At 62.9% G+C, this 21488-nt stretch carries 16 protein-coding genes; 7 read left to right on the forward strand and 9 right to left on the reverse strand.

All coding sequences use genetic code 11. The features are described 5' to 3' along the window. Window positions 1-231: 231 nt before the first annotated feature. Window positions 232-792: a DUF456 domain-containing protein gene (locus tag JSS27_05595; GenBank protein MBS0208410.1), complete on the forward strand. Its 561-nt coding sequence runs from the start codon at window positions 232-234 to the stop codon at window positions 790-792. Window positions 793-960: 168 nt separating this feature from the next. Here the strand turns inward: JSS27_05595 and JSS27_05600 are convergent, their stop codons facing one another. Together JSS27_05600 and JSS27_05605 are read right to left on the reverse strand one after the other, a co-directional pair. Beyond that, window positions 961-1176 carry a winged helix-turn-helix domain-containing protein gene (locus JSS27_05600; protein MBS0208411.1) on the reverse strand — a complete coding sequence of 72 codons (216 nt, stop codon included), beginning with the start codon at window positions 1174-1176 and terminating at the stop codon, window positions 961-963. Window positions 1177-1356: 180 nt separating this feature from the next. After that, a complete protein-coding gene (locus tag JSS27_05605) occupies window positions 1357-1905 on the reverse strand; it encodes a cob(I)yrinic acid a,c-diamide adenosyltransferase (GenBank protein MBS0208412.1) in 549 nt (182 codons plus the stop codon). Window positions 1906-2028: 123 nt separating this feature from the next. Between JSS27_05605 and JSS27_05610 the strand changes: the two genes are divergently transcribed. Continuing rightward, entirely contained in the window at window positions 2029-3120 is a 1092-nt protein-coding gene (locus tag JSS27_05610) for a PD40 domain-containing protein (protein MBS0208413.1), read from the forward strand. Window positions 3121-3359: 239 nt separating this feature from the next. On the opposite strand, the gene JSS27_05615 is transcribed toward JSS27_05610, so the two are convergent. Then, window positions 3360-4856, reverse strand: coding sequence for a transglutaminase family protein (locus tag JSS27_05615; protein ID MBS0208414.1), 1497 nt, complete (start codon window positions 4854-4856; stop codon window positions 3360-3362). Window positions 4857-5460: 604 nt separating this feature from the next. Here JSS27_05615 and JSS27_05620 point away from each other — a divergent pair. After that, the gene (locus JSS27_05620; protein ID MBS0208415.1) at window positions 5461-6195 is read left to right on the forward strand and encodes a hypothetical protein; all 735 of its coding nucleotides are present in this window, start codon (window positions 5461-5463) and stop codon (window positions 6193-6195) included. A gap of 297 nt (window positions 6196-6492) precedes the next feature. Here JSS27_05620 and JSS27_05625 read toward each other — a convergent pair whose 3' ends face one another. Then, window positions 6493-8055, reverse strand: coding sequence for an N-6 DNA methylase (locus JSS27_05625; protein MBS0208416.1), 1563 nt, complete (start codon window positions 8053-8055; stop codon window positions 6493-6495). Window positions 8056-8058: 3 nt separating this feature from the next. After that, window positions 8059-9012, reverse strand: a complete 954-nt coding sequence (locus JSS27_05630) for a XamI family restriction endonuclease (GenBank protein MBS0208417.1) — start codon at window positions 9010-9012, stop codon at window positions 8059-8061. 121 nt (window positions 9013-9133) lie between these two features. Here JSS27_05630 and JSS27_05635 point away from each other — a divergent pair, with 121 nt between their 5' ends. Both JSS27_05635 and JSS27_05640 read left to right on the forward strand, forming a co-directional pair. Then, window positions 9134-9520, forward strand: coding sequence for a hypothetical protein (locus JSS27_05635; protein ID MBS0208418.1), 387 nt, complete (start codon window positions 9134-9136; stop codon window positions 9518-9520). A 97-nt stretch (window positions 9521-9617) separates the two neighbouring features. Continuing rightward, window positions 9618-9794, forward strand: coding sequence for a hypothetical protein (locus tag JSS27_05640; GenBank protein MBS0208419.1), 177 nt, complete (start codon window positions 9618-9620; stop codon window positions 9792-9794). 72 nt (window positions 9795-9866) lie between these two features. Here the strand turns inward: JSS27_05640 and JSS27_05645 are convergent, their stop codons facing one another. The 4 genes from JSS27_05645 to JSS27_05660 form a co-directional block, all read right to left on the reverse strand. Beyond that, window positions 9867-11675, reverse strand: coding sequence for an adenylate/guanylate cyclase domain-containing protein (locus JSS27_05645; GenBank protein ID MBS0208420.1), 1809 nt, complete (start codon window positions 11673-11675; stop codon window positions 9867-9869). A 124-nt stretch (window positions 11676-11799) separates the two neighbouring features. Beyond that, window positions 11800-12645, reverse strand: a complete 846-nt coding sequence (locus tag JSS27_05650; protein ID MBS0208421.1) for a glycosyltransferase family 2 protein — start codon at window positions 12643-12645, stop codon at window positions 11800-11802. Between the two features lie 212 nt (window positions 12646-12857). Next, a complete protein-coding gene (locus tag JSS27_05655) occupies window positions 12858-16037 on the reverse strand; it encodes a UvrD-helicase domain-containing protein (GenBank protein MBS0208422.1) in 3180 nt (1059 codons plus the stop codon). Continuing rightward, window positions 16037-18814 (reverse strand): PD-(D/E)XK nuclease family protein, encoded by a 2778-nt coding sequence (locus JSS27_05660; protein MBS0208423.1) that lies wholly within the window; start codon window positions 18812-18814, stop codon window positions 16037-16039. The genes JSS27_05655 and JSS27_05660 overlap by 1 nt, the downstream gene beginning before the upstream one ends. Window positions 18815-18941: 127 nt before the next feature. Here JSS27_05660 and JSS27_05665 point away from each other — a divergent pair, with 127 nt between their 5' ends. Together JSS27_05665 and ychF are read left to right on the forward strand one after the other, a co-directional pair. Continuing rightward, complete coding sequence (locus JSS27_05665) at window positions 18942-20243, forward strand: phenylacetate--CoA ligase family protein (protein ID MBS0208424.1); 1302 nt, start codon at window positions 18942-18944, stop codon at window positions 20241-20243. Between the two features lie 149 nt (window positions 20244-20392). Then, complete coding sequence (ychF, locus tag JSS27_05670; GenBank protein ID MBS0208425.1) at window positions 20393-21484, forward strand: redox-regulated ATPase YchF; 1092 nt, start codon at window positions 20393-20395, stop codon at window positions 21482-21484. The last annotated feature ends 4 nt before the right edge of the window (window positions 21485-21488 follow it).

Genomic DNA, 21488 nt, shown 5'->3' on the forward strand with positions numbered 1-21488 from the left:
GAGACTCAGTGGGTAACACCGACAACTTGTTGCCGGTGTCGCGAAGCGACACGAGGGCAATGGGTCGCCGCCCTGATCCCTTTTGCGGCTGCGCCGCCCGGACAAGCAAGTTGTCCGGGCCACCCTCGGTAAAACTGAAGTCTCACGACTTCAGCTACGATTGGGCGTGACGCCGAGTAGAATAGCCGTGGAGCGGTCTGTACCTCGGCGAACTGGCAAAGGCGGCCTTTGATGCTTGATTGGACATTGCTGACAATCGGCATCATCTTGCTGCTGCTGGCCTTGGCCATTGGCTGGGTGATGACGCTGTTCTCGCTGCCGGGCAACTGGCTGATTGTGGCGGCCGCGCTCGTGTTCGGGCTGCTGGTGCCGGACGATTGGCGAACCGACTTGGGCTGGCCGACGATGGTCGCGCTGGTCGGGCTGGCCCTGTTCGGAGAATTGGCCGAGTTGCTGTGCGGCTCGGCCGGCGTGCGCGGGGCCGGCGGCAGCCGACGGGCCGCGTTCCTGTCCATCATCGGCTCGGTGCTGGGCACGATTCCCGGCGCGTCGCTTGGCGGCCTGCTGGGCTCGATCGTGCCGGTGTTCGGCACGATCGCCGGCGTCATCCTGGGGGCGTGCCTGGGAGCGCTGGTCGGGGCGATGATCGGCGAGGCCTGGAAAGGGAGCGAACTCGACCGGAGCATGAAGATCGGCCTGGGGGCGTTCGTCGGCCGGCTGTTCGGCACCGTGGCCAAGCTGGCCGTCGCTTCGGCGATGGTGGCGATCACCCTGGCGGCGCTCGTTCTGTGACGCGTGCGCAAACGCAAGGAAATGTGGCGAACATGCATTGTCGACCCAAGCCGGCGGCTTTGCCGCCAAGAACGGTGGCAAAGCCACCGGCTTGGTAGAGTCGCCATCGCCACATTGAATCGGGAAGCGATCTAACACATGCGACGGGGCGTCGCTCAACACCACTCCTTAGCGCAGCGAAACAACCGCGCTGCGGTTCATTTCGATGTTGATTTTGTCTTCGCGCGCCAGCCAGCCAATGGCCAGCATCACCACGTCGCGCGGCAGGTCGAGTTGCTTGACAATCTTGGCGGTGCTGAGCGGGCCCTGCTCGGCCAGCATGTGCCACACCGCGCCGGCCGTTTCGCCAATCTGCGCGACGGTCGGTTCAACCACGGTCGCCATCGGTGAAGTCCTCCGTTGATACCCTGTCGAACGATCACCACCCCTCCGTCCGCCAGGCGATCGAGAATCTCTCCAAGATTATATCTTTTCGAGGCCGAAACGCCCAGTCTCTGACGCTGGGCACAGCGTAGGGCATTTGCCCAACTACCCGCTTCCAGTCGGCGGAAATCAAGAACAAGCCTACGACTTACGGCTGGTCCAGGGCACGTCGGGGACGTTGGCCTGATGGTTCGCCCACCGCGCCACGACGAACAGCAAATCGCTCAAGCGATTCAGGTAAATCGTCAACTCCGAGGCCAGCGGCTCGCTGGCCGACAACTGCACGACCTGCCGCTCGGCACGGCGACAAACCGTGCGCGCCAGGTGCAACAATGCCGCCGTCCGCGTGCCGCCGGGCAGGATGAACACGCGCAGCGGCGCGAGGTGCCCCTCGTACATGTCGATGGCCGCTTCGAGGGCCGCGATCTGCTGCTCGCCGATGATCCGCAGGCCGTGCCGCTCGGCGTCGGGCGTGGCCAACTCGGCCCCCAAATCGAACAACTCGTTCTGCACCCGATCGAGCAGGTGATCGAGCCCCGGCGCCAACGTCTCGCAGCGGACCATGCCGAGCACGGCGTTCAACTCGTCGACCGTGCCATAGGCGTCGATCCGCGGATGGTCCTTGCGGACGCGCGGCCCGGCAAATAAGCCCGTCTCGCCGGTGTCGCCGGTCTTGGTGTAGATCTTCATCGTTGGGTTCCTCTTCTTGTCCCTGTTTCCGGGGATTCATTGTGCCACGCGGCGGCCCTATAATCGAGTCGCCCGACCGTCGCCGATTGTCTTACAAACTCGTGAATCAAAGGTTTGCCGCCGATGAGCCGATCGACCCTCCCCTGCACCGCCCTGCTGTTCGCCCTGCTTGCCGCGCCGGTTACGGCCCAGCCCCCGGGGGCCGGCTCGGCCGCGGCGGAACCAAGTCTGTCGACGCTCGAAAGCCGGCTGCTCAAGAATCTGCGGCAAGTGACAAGCGGCACACGCCGCGCCGGCGAAGGTTACTTCTCGCCCGACATCAAATCGATCATCTTTCAGGCCGTGCCGCTCGACTATCCTTTCTATCAAATCTTCACCCAGCCGCTGGCCGGCGGCACGCCACGGTTGGTCAGCACGGGGCGCGGCCGGACTACCTGCTCGGCGTTTCATCCGGACGGCAAGTCGATCATCTATGCGTCGAGCCACCTGGACCCGCAACTCGACGCCACCGAAGCGGCCGAGCGGAAGCAGCAAGCCGAGGACGCCGCCAGCGGCCGCCGCCGGCGCTATGAATGGAACTTCGATCCGCACATGGACATCTTCCGCGCCGACGTCGACGGCCAGCACATTCATCGCTTGACCGACGCGCCGGGCTACGACGCCGAGGGTTCCTACTCGGCCGACGGCAAGCAGATCGTCTTTTGCAGCATGCGCAGCGGCGACCCGGACTTGTACATCATGGACGCCGATGGGAGCCAGGTGCGGCAATTGACCAACCAGCCCGGCTATGACGGCGGACCGTTCTTCTCGCCCAATGGCCAGTGGGTGATCTATCGGACCGATCGCTTGAAGAAAGATTTCTTGCAGGTCCACGCGATCAGCGTCGATGGCAAGGTGGACGTCGCGCTGACCGACAACAACGGCGTGAACTGGGCGCCGTACTGGCATCCGAGCGCGCCGTACATCATCTGGGCCGGGGCCGATCATTCCGACCCCAACGCGCGGCCGAACTATGACCTGTGGCTGATGCGATTTGAAATGAAGGACGGGCGAATTGCCGCCGGGCCGATCGAACGGGTGACCGACCATTCAACCGCGGACGTGTTGCCCGTCTGGTCCCCCGACGGCAAGCAGTTGATGTGGACCAGCAACCGCGGCGCGGACCACAGCAGCCAATTGTGGATCGCCGACTTCGAACTGCCGAAGGGGAATTGAGCCGGCGCTTGCTGCTGCTTGAAGTGTTCTCGGACCTCCGTCGCATAGGTGGCCCAGGTGCTTGCACCTGGGCGGCCGAAGGCCGCAAGAAACCTCGGGCGACGCGTGGCAAGCCAAGCAGGCCTGCTACGTGCGGAGAACGGCGCTCGAGGTTTCTTGTTGCTGCGCAACACCGATTGCTTCGCAATCGGTGCCACCCAAGTCGCGAGAACGCGGCGAGAATTGCTCTTGTTTCGGCGTTACTTCTCTTCGATCAGTTCAATCTGCAAGCGGCCGAGCGCTTTGGCCACGGTCAGAAAGCTGGCCAGTGCCGAGCCGTCGGCCAGCGAGCTGTTGGCCAGCTTCAAGTGCCCAGCGCCGATGCCGCCGCGCCCCAGGGTCGCGTCGAGCGGAATCCAGCGGTCGCCAAGGTACGCCTCGGTCCACATGTGAAAGACCATGCTCCGCTCGCTGGGGGCGTAGACCATGCCCAGCGCCACGCGTGACGGTATCTTCCGCGCACGCAGCAGCGCGGCCAGCAGCACCGCGTGCTCGGTACAGTCCCCTTCCAAGTGCTCGGCCACTTCGGCCGCCGAGCCGAGCGCTTGCGAGAAGTTCTTGTTCTTGATCTTGCGCTGGACGAACTGTTCAAAGGCCACCGCCGTTTTCCAAGGTTCGCCCCCCTCGGGCGCGCCGGCAGCGGCCAGCGCCACGACCGGCGGGGCGTCGAGCTGCACCAGGGCGCTCGCCGCCAGATCCTCGGCCGTCGGCGGCGCGTCGAACACCCCCGGCAGTAGCGGCGTCTCGGGTCGAATCGCCCTCACCGTCACGTCGGCCGTGTTGACGTTCTGGCTGGCCACCTGTTGTGACTGCCCCACGGCGAACAACGACGCCGGGTCGTCGCCGGTCATGCGGACGCGATACCGAGCCTGCTGGGCAGCGTGCAGATCCTTGGGCATCTTCCCCTTCAGCAAGACGTTCGTGGCCAGGGTCAGATCAAAACTCGCCGGCGTCGCTTCCCCCAGCGCGATCTCCTTGGTGGTACGATACAGAGTCTGTTCGAGCGGCTCCTGAATCCATTGCTTCAGCACGTTGCCGCTGGCATCGGCCCACAGCTTGCCGTGAATCGTCAAGCCCGAGACCTCGGTCACCGCGTCGATGCGCAACAGCTCGTAATTGCCCGTCAGCAACTCGGTCGCTTCCTTGCCGACCGCCACCATCTGGACGACCGACACGGTGTTCAAAATCGGCGCAAACGCCACGATCCTGCGCCGCTCGCCGGGGCGCATGGGCTTGCGCAGCAGCGACAACTCAACCCCCTCGGGGCCGTCCCCGTCGCTGGGCCACGCGACCGTGCCAGGGGTCTTACGCCCCGCTTGCTCGGTTTCGATCTTCAGCTCCCCCCCCTCGACGCGCCCGCGGGTCAACGTCGGCTCGGCGCCGAATTGCGACCGGGTCTCGAACCGCAACATGCGTCCTTGCGGCGTCTCCCAAGTTATGGTCGCCGTCTTCTGCTCGATGGGCTGGGCCGCGCGCAGGACGCGGAAGGTCATATCGCTGTCCACCCGTACGGCCGGCTGGCTGTCGAGCGTGTCGGGCGCGGCGCGGAAGTGCCGGACGCCGACTCGGTTTTGTTGCAATTGGACAATGTCCCAAACTTCGTGGACGTCGCTTTTGGGCGCAGGCGGCGCTGTTTGCGAGGAACAGCCGGCCAGCCACAGCGCCAGCAGCACTAGCATGCGATGGTTCGTAGTCATGGCGACAATCGTAGCAGAATCGGTCGGTTTGCGCCGAGCCGCGCGGGCGCGAACGAAGCCCCCTCGGCTTGCGTATCGATTCATGCCTAGCACGCTCGTCAGGCGTGGCGAGCCGCCGAACTTGAGTGGTTTCGGCGATTGTTTTTCGACCCCCGGTTTGACCGCGGGACCGACTCTACCGGCCACGGAGGTTTGACCGGCGGCAGATTTTGCCGCCGCGTCACCATCGGCCAATCAGCCCCGTGAAGCCCGGGTGTTTTTACACCGCGCGGCCGTCACCGCCAGCAGTCGAGGGCTAGAGTTTCACCAGACGAGAGCCCCGCTGGTTTCGACGAATGACACGCGACCGCCGCGGCCGGTTCACCCGTCGCCGGTTCCGGTTGTGACGACACGACCAGTGCCGACGGACGTAGCGGGCCGCCGCAACCGGTCCTGCGGCCGGTACCGACGGTAACGCCCGGCCGCGAGGGACCGTCGACAGGTTAGCAATTTATGAATCGACATCCCCGACAGGTGACCTAGGGTTTTCTGCGGAACCGCCGGGTTCCCAAGCCGGTTCGCCGCCGGCTGCCGGACAGACTGTTAACGAAAGAAGTGAGCGGAAATGGGATTCTTGCAACGATTGCTGCGCAATGTTTTTCGCGACGGCAAGACCACCGTCGGCGCGAGCAGTTTTGACCGCTTGTCGGAAGAAGAACTCGAAACCCACCTGGGCATCGTGCGCTACGGCGACTTTGTGCTGACCGACGCCATTCGCCCCTCGTACGACGTGCAGGTGCCGCCCACCCAGGGCTTTCGGCACGACGTCTATCGGGACGACGCGTCGAAGACCAACGTCCCCGTGCTGATGGGGGCCGCGTCGTCGACTCGGCTGTTCGAGCTGTTCCTCGACTTGCTCGACCCGTTGGGCAACGCGGCGGACGTGGTGCTCGAGACCAGCCACAATCAAGAACGCCGCGGCCACACCGATCTGTACCGCGAGCACATCGACTTGCCGGTGCTGAAGAGCATTTTGTGCGAGTACGAAGACCTGCTGACGGACGACGGCTGCACGGGCATTGCCGTGCTGAACCCGGCCGCGCCGTTGGAAGTGCAGTTCGACGAGCACAAGCTGCTGATCGTCTATGGCCACGATCTGAAGCCGTTCGAGCGCATCTTCGAACGTCACGGCATCCGCTGCCGGGACCAGATGAAGTTCATCACCGAAGCCGAGCACGTCCACTCGTCGAGCGATTACTTCGCCCAACGGTTCGAAGAGTTGAAGACCCAACTGGGCATCGACTCGTACGCCGAAGAGGGCGGATTCGACACCGGCAACAACTGGGGCGCGTACGCCTAAGCGGCGTTCATTCGACGCAGCACTAAGCGCCAACTAAGCTAACACAAGCCCAGGGGGTTTACCCCCTGGGTTTTTTGTTGCGCCGCGTGGCGTCGGCGGCCCTCGTCCAGTCGATCACTTGGTTTCCAGGCTGATCACGCCGTCGAAGCCCCGCGCCGGCGGCCTCCATGCCGAGATAGTGTTCCGCAGGGACGACGACATAGCATAGGGACAGGTCCATTTATTAACTGGACCTGTCCCTCGTTCCCGTTCAGGCCTGCAATCTTGGTAAAGACTTGCGAGGTATGAGCGGCTTGTTTAGGCGAACGCTACACGTTGTTTTTTTCGTGTTGGCAATCCTGCGGCGGCAGCCAATTTCGGAACCGGCAGCCGCGATAGCTCCAGCGGTTCCACCTTATGCAGGCCACCACCGTAGACCCTACCTTCGCTCTTGAAGGCGCTTTCGCTAATCTCGTTAAGAGCATCGAACACGCGGGCGTATAGCGAGTGGTCAGCATCTAGGGCGAGTTTCAATTCGCCCTTCGGGTAAAGAACCAAATAGACGTTTGCCGCTGTAGCTTTCGATTGATTCCAAATGAAACGGAAGGGCTTTTTTCCTATTCCGCTCGAACGCCCCATATAAGTGCAAAGAAACGGAGCGGGTTCCCGATTTTCTTGCGAATACCACGGGGTGCGGCGGCTGGTTAGATAGCGGGAATGAATCGACTTTGCTTTGCCGCTCTGCAAATACTTCCAGAACTCCGGGAAGTGTTTTTCTATTTCGCTTTCGGGCAATTTAGTGTCAATCAGAGACAACACAACATCTGTTTTGGGGTAGCCGTCTTTTCCGCCCTCGATCATTTCGTTAGTTATGTATCGAGGGCTTGGCAGGATTGGCTTCAAACACTCGCTAGGGATGCCAAGCCTATTGGCTTCCTCACGCGGCAAAATAAAAAATGAGTTGTCGCCGGTCGCCAATCCACGCTTGATTGTAAACAACTCACCTAATCTCGGCCCTTCCGCTGGTTTTTCGACTTCGCCAGAGTTGGGATATGCCGTCCATTTTGCACGTTCGCGTAGTTCAGTAAGCGGAACGTGCTGCGACTTGGCAGGCTCATTCAGCGTGCCACCGAAAGAGAACTCGACCGTGTGGTTATCCGTGGCGGAGGATTTTTTGAACACCACAACCGCAGACGAAACAAGCGCATCGTCGAATTGAACATCGGACGGGCAAAACCGATGGATGTGAAGAAGCGTTACCTTGTCAGTCAAATACTGCTTGACGGCGGTGCCGTAATTTACGTCCATAAACTCGGATGGAATCAACCAGACGGCCAATCCATCCTTTTCAAGCCAACTGTGTGCCAGCAAAAGAAAATAGCAGTAAAGCCCGGCCAAGCCGCTTATCTGAATCCCAAGCCGCTCTGCCACCAAATCGCGTAAGCGAGGCTTGTCGTGTGCGTGCAAATGATGATGGCGAACATAAGGCGGATTCGTCAGTATCAGATTGAAGCGCACGAATGGTTCCGGCTCTTTAGTAAAATCGCCCGTCGAAACTTTCAGACCTGTCGGCCCCCATATTTCGTTTGCCGCACTAGCAAAAGCGGAATCAATTTCAATTCCCGCTGCGGTGGTTATCTTTGCCGAAAATGTTTCGAGTGCAGCCGCGTAGAATGAGCCGGTTCCGATTGCTGGGTCAAGAAAACGAATTGCCGAGCGATTGCCCTTTAGAAGGCGCTTTGCGTATGTCGCAATGTCCAACGCGAGTGCTGGCGGTGTCGCAAACTGCCCCAACTTATTCCGCTCCAAAGCAGTCTTTAGAGCATCAAGCCGAACCTGTTCGGCCAACCTGTCTTTCTCGCGGGCGGATACGTTGGGCATGTTTTAAATTCCTAGCAATGCAAAATCGTCTATGCGGTGTTCCCAGACCCAATCAATCAGGTCGGCAGCTTCGTAACCCAAATAACCCGCGTCGAAGTATCCACAGAGGAATAGCACGAACTCAACGCCTTGCCCGAACTTAGCGCGCAATTGAAGCACTTTTTTTGCTTCCTCTTTTTGCCGCTTATTTGTATTGGTGAAATCGCCTGCCGATTTCGCTTCAACGAGAATCGGAAACCTATTTGGTCGCAAGTTCCTTGGCTGAATCACAACATCAACTGGTATGCGAACTGGTCTAGGGTTCTCCCCAACGACCAGATTCATCCCAAACCAAAAGGTTCCGGCTTCCATTTCTCTAATGTCGAGCGTCGAGGGGTGCTGCTTCTTTTTGTACCCCTTGCCGACAAGATACGCCTCGATTTTTTCCTTCTGTCGCTTCTCCTGCGCGTTGCGAATGATTGGATTAGCAACGGCACCACAAAGGCGGTCAGCGACGATCGTAGATGCACGGTGTCGCTGTTCTGGCGTCGGCCGTGATTTTGTCGCCAACCAAGGAAAAATATCACGGTCAAGCATTCGGTCGATAATCCGAATCAGCTTTCCAAAGTTATCGAGACGGTCGGTTTCAGTCATGCGGACGGACAGCTTGCCTTTTTCCATTTTGCCGACAAGGCTTTTGTTTGCGTCGGCAAGCCCGATTAGACGGTCAACGGCAAGCGGTGGACAACACGCCATGCGCAGCGTTGGAAGAACTTGGGGGTGTGCCTCCAAGATTGCGGGCGTAATAGCCGCGAAGTCCTCGGTTGCAAGCAAAGTCCTTTCAACGTCCTTCGTCGCCTCAACGCGAGTATCACGGAACGCCTTGGGCGCGCTTTCCATAAACCATTGATTGAATAAATCGACCGAAGCCACCGTGTCGGCTTTCCAAATGTCGGTCTTATCGCGGTTGACAGCCATTCTTGATTCGCTCCTCTTGCGGCTGGCAAATTGTACCCCACCCCGATACGGTATGACAGTTGCTGAATGCGTGCTAAAACCCTCAAGCGAAGCGGCCAGACTGCTGGCCGGATGGCGTCGAATGTCGAGCGTGATTGACGACAGAGCAAACGAACGAGTGCGCGGGGCGGCGTGGGACAAAATACGTCCGCAACTGACGGCGATTCTTGACACCATCGCTACGGCAACGCCAACCGCGTTCGGGGAACTAACGACCATCTACGTTAAGTTCACGACCCCTGAATCGGGTTTGCAGCCCTTCGCGGTTCTTTGGATAAAAAAATCAACGGAACTTGTCTTGGGGTTGGCCTTGCCGGAGGGGTTCGATTTAGGCAGCCAGCCGGTTGCAAAAACGAACCTGAAATACAACGGCCTGACTGCCTATTTCAAATTCACGGCAGCCGACGAAGTGCCCAGGCAACTAGGCGAATGGCTCGGAATTGCCTACCGAAACCGGCTGCCCAAATGAGACAATTCCCCGGCGACCGGCTGGGCGGCTTGCGGTTTCCCGCGCACCAGACGGCTACACGCCGGCGAGCGGTTGAGCCGGCAGAAAGCGTGGCAAGATGGACGACACCCCCAAGCCCGAGAAGCTTTCCAAGAAACAACTGTGGCGCATCATGCGCGACGTGGCGCAAATGCAACGCGACGGCATTCTGGAATCGCCCGCCGCCGGCAAAGCCAATCGCCATAAAACCGGTGAGCCTAATCGCCCCAACGACGGCATGCCCAAGCCTCAATAGGCCCCCAAAGAGACAGAGGCGGGGCGCGGGGGTAGCAGGCCGATCAACCGTTGGCGGCTGTCGGCCACGCGATCACTTGGTCTCCAAGCTGATCACGCCGTCGAAGCCCGGCGCCGGCGCGCCCCCCATGCCGAGAATGGTGCTCCGCAGGAACGCGGCCACGCCGTCGCGCGCGGCCAACGGTTCCAACTGCTCGAGCGCCGCCGACCATTGACCTTGCTCGAACGCCGATAGGGCCGCTGCGTAGCTCTGCAAGTCGTCATCCCCCGGCACGTCGGCCGTGCCGGCCGGCGGCAACAGCTCGCTGACTTCGACCCGCGCGTACATGCCATAGGGGCGGATGGTCGCCACGCGTCGCAGCCGCGCCGCGCCGGCGGGCAACTGCTGGCGGACGATTTCGGCGGTCGGCCCGTCCAACAGGATCGGCGCTCGGCACAACTTGGTCATTCCTTCCAAGCGACTGGCCAGATTCACCACCGGGCCGAAGACCGTCACCTTCACCTGATCCTCGGTGCCGATCCGTCCGGCCACGGCCCGCCCCGTGGCCATGCCGATCCCCACGCGGAAGTCGGCCAGCGACTGGTCGGCCTGGTGCGCTGCTTTTTGAAAGACATCGTTGATCGCCAGGGCCGCCCGGCAAGCGCGAGGAACCTTGTCGGCCTGGGCCAGCGGCCAGCCCCAGAAGCCCATGGCGGCGTCCCCCTGAAAGTCTCCCAGCACGCCGCCGTGGTCCAATATCTCGTGGGTCATTACGCCGAGCGCGTCGCTCACACGTTCGAGCAGCGCCATCAGATTGCCGGCCATCCGCTCGCTGTGGAGCGAAAACCCTCGCAAGTCGCAGAACAGCACCGTGACTTCGGTCTCGCGCGGCTGCAACACCACGTCGGGGCGCGCCGAGCCAAACGCCTGAAACACGGCCGGAGCGAAGAACTGGCTCAGCGTCGCCTGGCGGCGCTGCAGCAACTGGACCTGTTGCAACGCGCTGAACGTCGAGGCGACCAGCTCGGTGAACTTCAAGTCGCCGCGCAAGTCGATCGGGCCGACCGAGCCGGTGCCCGAGCCCCCCAGCGCCGGCGTCAGCGGAGTCCGCTCGACCTCGTTGCGACCGCCGACGTACACCGCCCAGCCGGGGCACGCTTCGCTTTCCATCGGCGTGCAAAACGCCCAGTCGACGTTGTCGCTCATCGTATAGGTCGCGTCGCCGGCATGCGGGGCGGCGTTCCAGATGTGCAACACGCTATGGCCGTGGCCGACCGCGGCCGTCACCAGTTTGTGGCTGGGGCGGAAGTCGCCCGAGAAGCCGAGCCGCCGTTCCCAATGCAGCACGTGGACCCGATCGTCGCCATCGTGATGTTGCCATTGGACCAGCGCCACCATGCTGGCCCGCGGGATGCCGGCCATCAACATCATCGCCAAGCGCGGCAAGAACTCTTCCTCGGACAGCGCGCCGGAGATCAACTCGGGCAGCCGGGCCAGCACTTCGATCCGCTGGTCCGCGTTGTAAAAGCGCAGGCCGCGCAGGTAGTGCGCGCTGAACGTCTGCTCGTTGACCGCCGAGGGGGAGTTGTCCTCGACCACCTCGGGCTCGTCGAGGACCGTGAAGACCGTTTCGCCCAGCACGAAATGCTCGCCGGGGACAATGACACAGTGGCGGACTTCCTGGCCACTTTTGAAGATCGGGTTATTCGCGGCCGGCAACATTTCGACTTCCAGCTTGCCGTGCTGCCAAACCAATTGCGCGTGCTGCCGCGAGATGTGCTGGTCCCAGGGGACCGACCAGGGGCCAGCCGCGCGGCCCAGCACGAATTGCTGGCTGTCGCTGGGCAGCGGCCGCCGCCAACGCTGATCGGGCTGTGCGCCTTGTGCCTGCAAGTGAGCCATGAGTGGCGGTGCGCTAAACGAGGAGCAACGGCGACGAAAGCCCCAATGTCCAAGCCCCAATGACCAATCGTACACAACAGCCAAGACGTCTCTCATTGGTCATTGGTGCTTGGTCATTCCCCCCTTATCCATTCCGGTATCGCAAAATGCACCAGAGCGCTCGGAAGCCGTCGCGCCAGGTGATCTTTTTCCCTTCGGCGTAGGTGCGCCCCTGGTAGCTAACCGGCCGCTCGTAGATTCGCACGCCCGGCAGGCGCGCGATCCGCGCCGTCAATTCGGGTTCGATGCCAAACCGGTTTTCCTTCAGATTCGGCGCGATCTGCTGAATCACCTCGCGACGGAACGCCTTGTAGCAGGTTTCCATGTCGGTCAGGTTCAGGTTGGTCGTCATGTTGCTGAGCAGGGTCAGGAACTGGTTGCCCAGCGAGTGCCAATAATAAAGCACGCGATGGTCCTGGCCCAGGAATCGGCTGCCAAAGACCGCGTCGGCATGCCCTTCGACGATGGGCTGAATCAGCACCGGGAACTCGGCCGGATCGTATTCCAAGTCGGCGTCCTGGACGATCACCACGTCCCCCGAGGCGTGCTCGAAGCCGGTTCGCAACGCGGCCCCTTTCCCCTGGTTCTGCTGGTGGAAGATGATCTGCAAGTCGGCCTCGCCGCGCCAACTGTCCAGCAGTTGCCGCGTGCCATCGGTGCTGCCGTCGTCGACCAGGATGATCTCGACCGGCACGCCACAGTTGCGGACTCGGCGGATCACCTCGGCCACGGTCTTCAGTTCGTTGTAGACCGGAATCACCACCGACAGGCGGAACCCCTCGGGTACCGCGAAGATGCCCAAGTGCCGACAGGCCGCCTTGCCCAGCAGCCGCTCAAGCATTTCGACATGCTCGACCGACCGCGGCTGCGCGTTGGTATGCGAGGTCGGCTCGGCCAATAGTTGATCGAGCAACTGCCTGAGGTCCGCCATCGTCGAATTGCTTCCTGCACCGGCCACGCGAAATCCTCCTGGAGCCAAGCGCGCAGACTGCCCCAACTGCGCATTCCTCGCGTACTTTAGCGTTTCAGGAGAATCCCGGCAACCAGGGCTCGGTTGCCGACGCAGCGGGAATCATCGGAATTCGACCACGACGGTCACGACGCCGGAAACTACGAAGACGACTGTTGCGTCTTCGATCCGCGCTACACGGACTGTACCTGGTCCAACTCGACGAAGGCCAGCCTGGCGGTGACCGCGCCGGGCGATAGGTGGTACATCGCCGCGACCGCGCGCCGGTAGGCGGCGAGTTGTGGACGGTAGAAGGCCAGCTTCTCGGCCAGGGCCGACGCCGGGAACCGGTCGGTCTTGAAGTCCACGACATCGGCCGCCGCAAGTTGCTGCCCCGCGTAGATCAGCACTACCCGGTCGATCGAGCCTTGGACGATCGTCTCTCCGTCGCGCACCGCAAACGGTAGCTCGCGGTGGACCTCGTAACGCGGCGCGCCGTTGGCCACGCGGCGCACCACTTCGGCCGGCAACCCAATCGCTTTCAAATCGGCGTATTCGTCGCGACCGAGCAATCGGCGCAAGCGCGGCTTGGCCAGCAGCGCGCGGAACTCGGCCAGCGCGCCGTCCAGATCGCCGCTGCCGGCGCTCAATCGCGCCGCGGCTTGGCGCAGCTCGGCATCGCTCGGCGCCGCGTCGTCGAGCCAGCCCACCTGTTGGAACCAGGCGTGGAACAAGGTGCCACGGGCGAAGGCCTGGCTCGCATCAACGCGCAACCGCTCGCGCAGGTTCAACTCGCCGCCCCCTTCCAGCCGGCTGGGCGCGACATGATCGAGCATCCGCCGCCGGTGCGTCGAGGGGGCCAGCTTGACGTCGACCGTTTCGACCTCGGGTGCATCGGCGCCTCGCGACGCACGCTTCGCGGCCCCCTTCGCCCCCTGGTCCCAGGCTGGCTCGCCCAACTGGAACAGCACGCCGGCATTGGCCGGGTTCTCGCCTTGGGTCAGCGCCGATCGCAGGATCGCGGCAAAGGTGTGGCCGCGGTTTCCTTTTTCCTTCAGCGGAGGCACGATCATGTGCAAGGCATGGACCGCCCGGGTCATGGCGACATACAGGACGCACAGCGACTCGTTGACCGTCTGTTCCTCCCAGGCGTCGTGCAGCTTCTGGAACTTCTCGGGCAACACGCCGCGCACGTCGTCGCTGGTCCAGCGGCAGACGTGCGTCAGCGGCCCCGTCGGCTTGTCTCGCCCGATGGCCAGCGCCGGCGGCTGGCCTTTGATCGCCTCGTCGAGTTCCGGCAGGACGACAATGTCGAACTCCAGTCCCTTGGCCTGGTGAATCGTCATCACGCGAACCCGGGCCGTGGACGGATCTTCGACCCTGGTCGTTTCGACCAGCGCCACGAAATCGCCGGTGCGCAACCCCGGCGCCGCGTCGTAGCGATGGGCCAGTTCGACCAACTGCAACAAGCGATTCAGCTCGCGCACATCGCAATCGCGGGCCAGTTGCCGAGCCCAAGCGTAAATCGTCGTGCCGTACCCATCGCGGGTCAGCTTGTCGCGCAGCCGGGACACCCAATCGAGAATCGGGGCCGCGCGATCCTGGGTCAGCCCCACGATCGGCCCCAGTGGCGACTCGGCCACGTGGAACCGTGAGACCTGATCGCCGGGATGATCGACCAGACGCAACAGCGCCAGTACCACGCGCACGCTGGCCGCGTCGGTCAGCGGGTTGCCCCCCTCTTCGCTGGCCGCGACCGGCGCGGGTAATTGCGCCAGCCGTCGAATCAGGTCGGCCACCGTGGCGTTCTTGCGCACCAAGACGCCAATCGTCGCGTGCGGATGCTTGCCAGCCAGTTGACCGATCGTCTCGGCCACGGCCGCCCAGTGAGTTTCTTCATCGGCAGGGTCGCTGTTGGAAACGGATAGCTCGCAGTAGCCGGCCAGGTCTTTTCGCACGGTGCCATGTTCGTGGAACTGCTCTTTCCAGTACTTACGCACTTTTTCCCAGCGCGCCGAATCCTTGTCGTCGATCACACCGGCGTTGTCGGCGATGGTGCCAAACACGCGATTGACGACGTCGATGATCGTTTGGCTTGAACGATAGCTGCGGTCGAGAATCTTCTGCTCGACGTCGGGAAGTTCGTGGACCACGGTATCGAAGATTTGCGACTGCCCACCGCGCCAACCATAGATCGCTTGCTTGACGTCTCCCACGCAGAAGAACGATCCATGCCGCGACTTGCCGGTGACCTCGGCGGCCAGCGGCTCGACCGCTTGCCATTGGTCCAAGCTGGTGTCCTGAAACTCGTCGAGCAACAGATGGTTCACATGGGCGTCCATCCGATACGTCTGCCGGTCAATCTGCTCGCCGGCCCAGGCGCTGGCCAACAACCGCGGCACGTCGTCGAAGCGATAGCCCCCCTGCTGTCGCTTCAACTCGGTGTATTGCTGGTGAAAGGCGTCGAGCAGTTGCCACGTTGCCTCGGTCTGATTGGCAACACGCTGCAAAAGTTCGGCGCGGGCGTGCGCCACGATCGGCCCGTAGGCTTCGCGGACGTGGGGCTCGATCTCGACCTTCTGGTATTTCGCCTCGCCGTTGGCCACCGCCTTGACCAGGCCGCGTCCAAGGATCAATTCCCAGTCGAGCGTCGCTAACCGATCCAGGTCTTGACGATGGGCCTTGGTCCAATGGCCGTTCTGGGGAATCTTCAATTGCGCAAGATTCGCGCCGGCGGCTTGCAGCTGCTCATCGCTCAAACGCTTGGGGCGCGGCAACGCAAACCAGGCGTCGCGCGTCGAGCCGCAGTAATAGCCGTACATCTTGTTGACCAGACCCGACAGTTGCTCGGCCACCGAGCGCTGCACCTCGCCGGGATTCAACAGCGATAGAAGCTGGACCACGTCGGCGGTTTTGCCCTGCAACAAGACGCGGCGGATCGCTTCCTGACGCAACCGCTTGTCGACCAGCTCGTCGGCAATCGACCAGGCCGGTGGCAGTTGCAGCTCGAAGCTGTAGTGATGCGCGAGCTGTACGAAGAAGCTGTCAAGCGTGCCGATCCGCAAGCGATGCAACTGCGACACCAGCGACTTGACGAGCGCGCGCGTGCGGCCGAGCGCCAGATCGGTTCGCCCGAGCTCGCCGGCCAGCTTTTGGTTGCCAGCTTCGTCGTGCGCCGCGTCGGCCAGGCGCCGAATCACGCGGCCGGCGATTTCGCCCGCCGCCTTGCGCGCGAAAGTCACGGCCAATATCTGATCGACCGGCACTTCGTCGCAGCACAACGACAAGTACCGATTGGACAGGGCGAACGTCTTGCCGGTACCGGCCGAGGCGCGGATCATCTGGTTTGGCAACTTGGGGTTGGCGCGCGGCATCAGGCACTCCTCGCCGGCGCTGGCTCGTCGTCGGCGCGAAAGCCGCGGAGCATGTTCGCATAGCGGTCCCACAGCGCGTTCACTTCAGAGCTGGGGGGCCAGAAAGTCTCGGCGCGAATCTTGCGCACCACTTCGTGGGCGGCGACCTCGGCTTCGGCCAAGTCCTCGTCCCCCCACTCGGCGCGCCACAGGTCGACCGTGTCGCGCGACTTGGTCAGCGCGATATAGCCCAGGTCGATGGGCCCGCGCATCTCGAGCGGCCCGGCCAGTTGCCGATAGAGGGGCAATTGCAAGTCGACCCAGGTTCCGTCACGCCGCCGATGCTGGGCCTCGGGTTTCTCAGCCGAGTCGCCGGTCTTGTAATCGAGCAGCGCCCAGCGATTGTCGTCGGCGTGATAGTCGATCCGGTCGACACGTCCGTGCAAGTACATCGGCTGACCGTCGACCATCAACTTAACTTCACGTTCGCCGAACGGGCGCTCGACGTGGCGAATCCGCCAGCCATCCTGGACACGTTTCGCTTGCCAGGTGGCAAAGCCGCGAAGACGTTCGCGAGCCTGCTCGGCTTGGACCATCACGGCCGGCAACGGTTCGGCGCCGTAAGTGAACCGCAAGCGTCGATCGAGTTGCCGGCTGAGCGCGGCATAAATTTCGTCTGCGCTGCTGCTACTGACCAACTCCGAATCGGCGAAATCTTTCAGCACGTTATGCAACAGGTCGCCGAACTGTCCGCCGTCGAGTTCCTCGGCTTCGTCGGTGAGCGGCCGAAGCTTCAAGCAATGGTCCAAATAGAACCGATAGGGGCAGGTTAAATAGGCACGAAACTGCGTGACCTGCATGGCGTCGATCGGCTTGACCAGCGGCTGGGGCCGCGGCGGCACGAACCGCGGCCGCGCGCCACCCGAGCGCAGCCCCTTGGGCAACACGATGCGCGGCGTGCGCGCCTGTTCGCCAAACCAGTTGCGCGCGCGGGCCACCGCCGTCCCCTCGTCCGTGGCGAACAGCAGCCGGCTCGGCAACAACGGGTCACCCTTCACCGTGCGGCGGCCGGCGATGATTCGCAACGTCGGATGCCGCGCCGCGATCAACGCCAAAGTATAGGCGTCGCGGGCGTAGACCTGGCGATCGTCTTCCAGTTGCAAGTGCTGACGCAGGGCATTGGGCAGGAATAAATCACCACTGATCCGCCCGGGAATGTACTCTTCGTTGAACCCAGTCAGAATCATCACCGCCGCGTCATCCCACGGCAGATCGAGCCAGCCGAGCATTTCAATCCCATCGGGCTCGGCTGATGGAATCGTCTTACCCCCCAACTCGCGCAGCAGCAGTTGCAAGGCCACGGCGCCAGTCACGCGCGGGGCGAGGTCGGGCTCGATCTGCGACTGCGCCCTTAGGCATTGCACAATCTGCCCGCAAGCGTCGGCCAAGGCCCGGTCGGCCGGGCGTTGGCTGTCGAGGGACAGTTCGCCGTACACGGTCAGCAGCAGATGCGCGATCGCCTGTCCCCACTCGGGCCAGGGCTGCGCTGGCTGGCGCAGCTCGGCTAGCCATTGTTCCACGTGGCGATGCACCTCGCGCACCGTCGCGGCCTCGCGAGTATCGGGGAACCAACTCCCGTCGATCCGCCAGGGAAGATGATTGACGACGTATTTGTCACAGGCCGAAAGCCAGTCACCCGTGACGCGGCCGCCGAGCCAATTGTGCAAGGCCGGCTGGCGCACCAGCGCGGCAAAGCGATCGAAACGCGGCGCGTCAAGGTACTCGGCCGCAGCCAGCAGCAACCGATAAGGCCCCGAGGCCGACAGGGGCGTGCCTGGGCCATAGCGTCCCTGCAAGCCGCACTCTTCCAGGCGTTGCTCGACCGTGGCCACCAGCGCCGGGTCGATCATCCCCAGGGTGATGTCATCGGCGGCGCGGCGGCCGTCGAGCGCGGCCAAGGTCCGAATCACCTCGTCGGCCTGCTCGCCGGGACCGTCAACGATGGCAATTTGATTGGTCTCGAGCGGAATCGTCGCTTCGGCCCAGGCCGCGGGGACAACGCAGCCGTGGGCGTCAAAGCGCTCGCGCCACGCGGGCCGCGCAAAGACCAGGGACGTGACACGATCGGAAACCTGGCCGAGCATGCGGCGCTGCGCCAGGTTCAAGTCAACGGTGCCGACCAGGATCACCGGCCGGTCGAGGCGACACTCGCTCTTGTCGATGGCCACGCGGCGGGCGGTCTGGCGATCCCAGACTTGCAAATTGTCGAGCACCTGCAAGTAGCGGGCTTGCAACTCGGCCAGCAATTGCCAGCGGGCCGACTCGTTGAACGCGCCGAGCTTGACGCCATCGCGGGCCACGTCCTGGAAATCAAGCAGATGAGCCGCCAAGTCGTTGTGCAATCCGGTCAACAACTCGGCCAGGCTGAGCCAGCCGAGCAAATCTTCGGAATCGGGAAGCGCAGGACAGAACTGGGCCAATGCTTCGCGGGGCATCTCGCGCAAGGCGCGAATCCAAGCGTGGTGCTGTGTCACCTCGTCGGCCAGTTGACGCCGCGGCTCGTACAACAACTCGGGCAACTGGGCGAGCGTGATGATCTTGGGGGGAACCAAGGGCTGGTCCGCGGCGGCCGATTGTTCGACGAGCAGTTCAAGCAGCCGGCGACCGGCGCGCCGTCCCGGCACCACGACAATGGGTGGCTGGTCGCCGGCGCCGGCGGGCCGCAACACCGACGCCAGCAAATACTCGGCGGCGGCGGCCAGCGGCGGACGTTCGAGATCGATGTGAACCAGCTTCATCCGCGAGCCTTTGCCTCTGGAAAAACACGTGACGTTCTCGCGGCTCCATTCTAGGGGTTGGCGCTGGCGGTTGGCGAGCGGCAGGCGGCTCCTCCCCCGCGCGGCGGCGAAACGCTATGATACGAAGATGAGCACCCTGGTTTCGCCCGCCGAGCGACGACAACTCGAAGCCCTGGATTCCGAGGCCCTCGAACGGCATCAGGTGGCGCGGTTCAACGCGCTGTTGGCGCGGATTCTGCCTCAGAATCGGTTCTATGCCGAGAAGCTGGCCGACGCGCCGCACACGATCGCCACGCTCGAGGACTTGCAGCAGTTCCCGTTCACGTTCAAGAACGAGTTGCTGGCCTCGCACGCCCACGGCGCGCTGGCCGCCAATCTGACCTTTCCCCGTTCGCACTACGTCCGGTTCCATCAGACCTCGGGCACGCGCGGCCGGCCGCTGGTCACGTTGGACACGGCCGAAGACTGGCACTGGTGGCTAGGCTGTTGGCAGTACGTGCTCGACGCCGCCGACGTGACGGCCGAGGACACGGTGCTGTTGGCGTTTTCGTTCGGCCCGTTCGTCGGCTTTTGGAGCGCGTTCGAGGCGGCCGAGCAGCGCGGCTGTCTGGTGATTCCCTGTGGCGGGATGAACACCCAGCAGCGGATCGAACTGATCCGCAGCAGCGGTGCGAGCGTGCTGCTGTGTACGCCGAGTTACGCGCTGCGCCTGGCCGAGGTGGCCGGCGAGCGAGGCATTCGCCCCAGCGACCTGAAAGTTCGCAAGCTGATCCTGGCCGGCGAGCCCGGGGGCTCGATCCCGGCGATGCGCAAGCGAATCGGCGAAGCCTGGAACGCCCGGGTGATCGATCACGGCGGCGCGAGCGAGGTGGGCCCGTGGGGCTACGCCGATCGCGGCGACTCGGGCTTGCACATCATGGAAAGCGAGTTCATCGCCGAGTTCTTGTCGGTCGAGACGGGGCGGCCGGCAAGCGAAGGAGAACTGTCCGAGTTGGTGTTGACCAATCTGGGGCGCGTCGGCTACCCGATCATTCGCTATCGGACGGGCGATCTGGTCCGCCCGGTCTGGCAGCACGACGAGGCGTGCCGGTTCGTGCTGTTGCGGGGCGGCATCCTGGGACGCGCTGACGACATGCTGATCGTGCGGGGCGTGAACATTTTCCCCACCGCCATCGAGCAAATCGTCCGCAGCTTTCCCGAAGTGCAAGAGTACCGGCTGCTCGTCCACCGCGTCGAGCAAATGGATCAACTGCACGTCGAGGTCGAGGACCGGCTGCACCAGCCGCAACGGATCGCCGACGAGTTGCGCTTGCGGCTGGGCCTGAAAGTCGACGTGACGTGCGTGCCGTTCGGGTCGCTGCCGCGGTTCGAGGGCAAAGGCTCGCGGTGCGTGGACATGCGCGAACCGCGCGGAAATGAGGAACGATAAACGCGAAACGATGAACGGAGGATTCATACTCCGTTCGACTTGTTCGTCAATCTAATCGTTAGCGCCCCAGTCTTCTGCTCTGCGTTTATCGTTTATCATTTCCCGTTGATCGTTTTGTTAACCAATTCAACCTAGTTCCGTGGATACCGATGGAAGCTGGCATTGTTGGGTTGCCGAATGTGGGCAAGAGCACGCTGTTCAACGCGCTGACAAGTTCCAAGAGCGCGCAGAGCGCGAACTATCCGTTCTGCACGATCGAGCCGAACGAAGGAATCGTCAGCGTGCCCGACGAGCGTTTGCAGCGGATCACGAAATACATCGTCCCCAAGAAGATCGTGCCGGCGGCGATCAAGCTGGTCGACATTGCCGGCATCGTCAAAGGGGCTAGCGAAGGCCAGGGCTTGGGAAACAAGTTCCTGAATCACATCCGCGAAGTCGACGCCATCTTGCAGGTAGTGCGCTGCTTCGAGGATCCCGACGTGATCCACGTGGCCGGCGCGGTGAACCCGGTCTCGGACATCGAGACCGTCGAGATCGAACTGATGCTGGCCGATATCCAGACGCTGGAGACGGCGCTTCCCAAGGCCGAGCGAGCCGCCAAGAGCGGCGACAAGGAAGCCAAGCAGCGCGTCGAGGTGATCAAGAAATGCCAGGAGCACCTGGCCAAGGACGAACCGCTGCGCAAGCTGACGCTCGATCCGCTGGAAGCCAAGGCGGTGAAGAGCTTCGGGCTGATGACGGCCAAGCCGGTGTTGTACGTGGCCAATGTCGACGAGTCGGACCTGAATGGCGCGGGGCCGCTGGTCCAGCAAGTCCGCGAGTTTGCCCAGCAGGTCGGCGCGTCGGTCGTGCCGGTGTGCGCGAAGCTCGAGGCGGAAATCGCCGAGTTGGACGAAGCCGATCGAGCCGAGATGCTGGCCTCGGCCGGACTGGCCGAGCCGGCGCTGGCCGCGCTGGCGCGCGAGGCGTACCGCGTGCTGGGACTGCAAAGTTACTTCACGGCCGGCGAGATGGAAGTCCGGGCCTGGACCATTCCGATCGGCGCCACCGCCCCCCAGGCGGCGGGCGTGATCCACACCGACTTTGAAAAGGGTTTCATCCGCGCCGAGGTTTACACCCTGACTGACCTGGAAGCCTTGCAGAGCGAAAAGGAAATCCGCCAGGCTGGCAAGCTGCGCACCGAAGGGAAAGCCTACGTCGTCCAGGACGGCGACATCTGCCACTTCCTGTTCAATACCTAGGCAC

It is taken from the genome of Planctomycetota bacterium (assembly GCA_018242585.1).
In the GTDB taxonomy this organism is placed as follows: domain Bacteria; phylum Planctomycetota; class Planctomycetia; order Pirellulales; family PNKZ01; genus JAFEBQ01.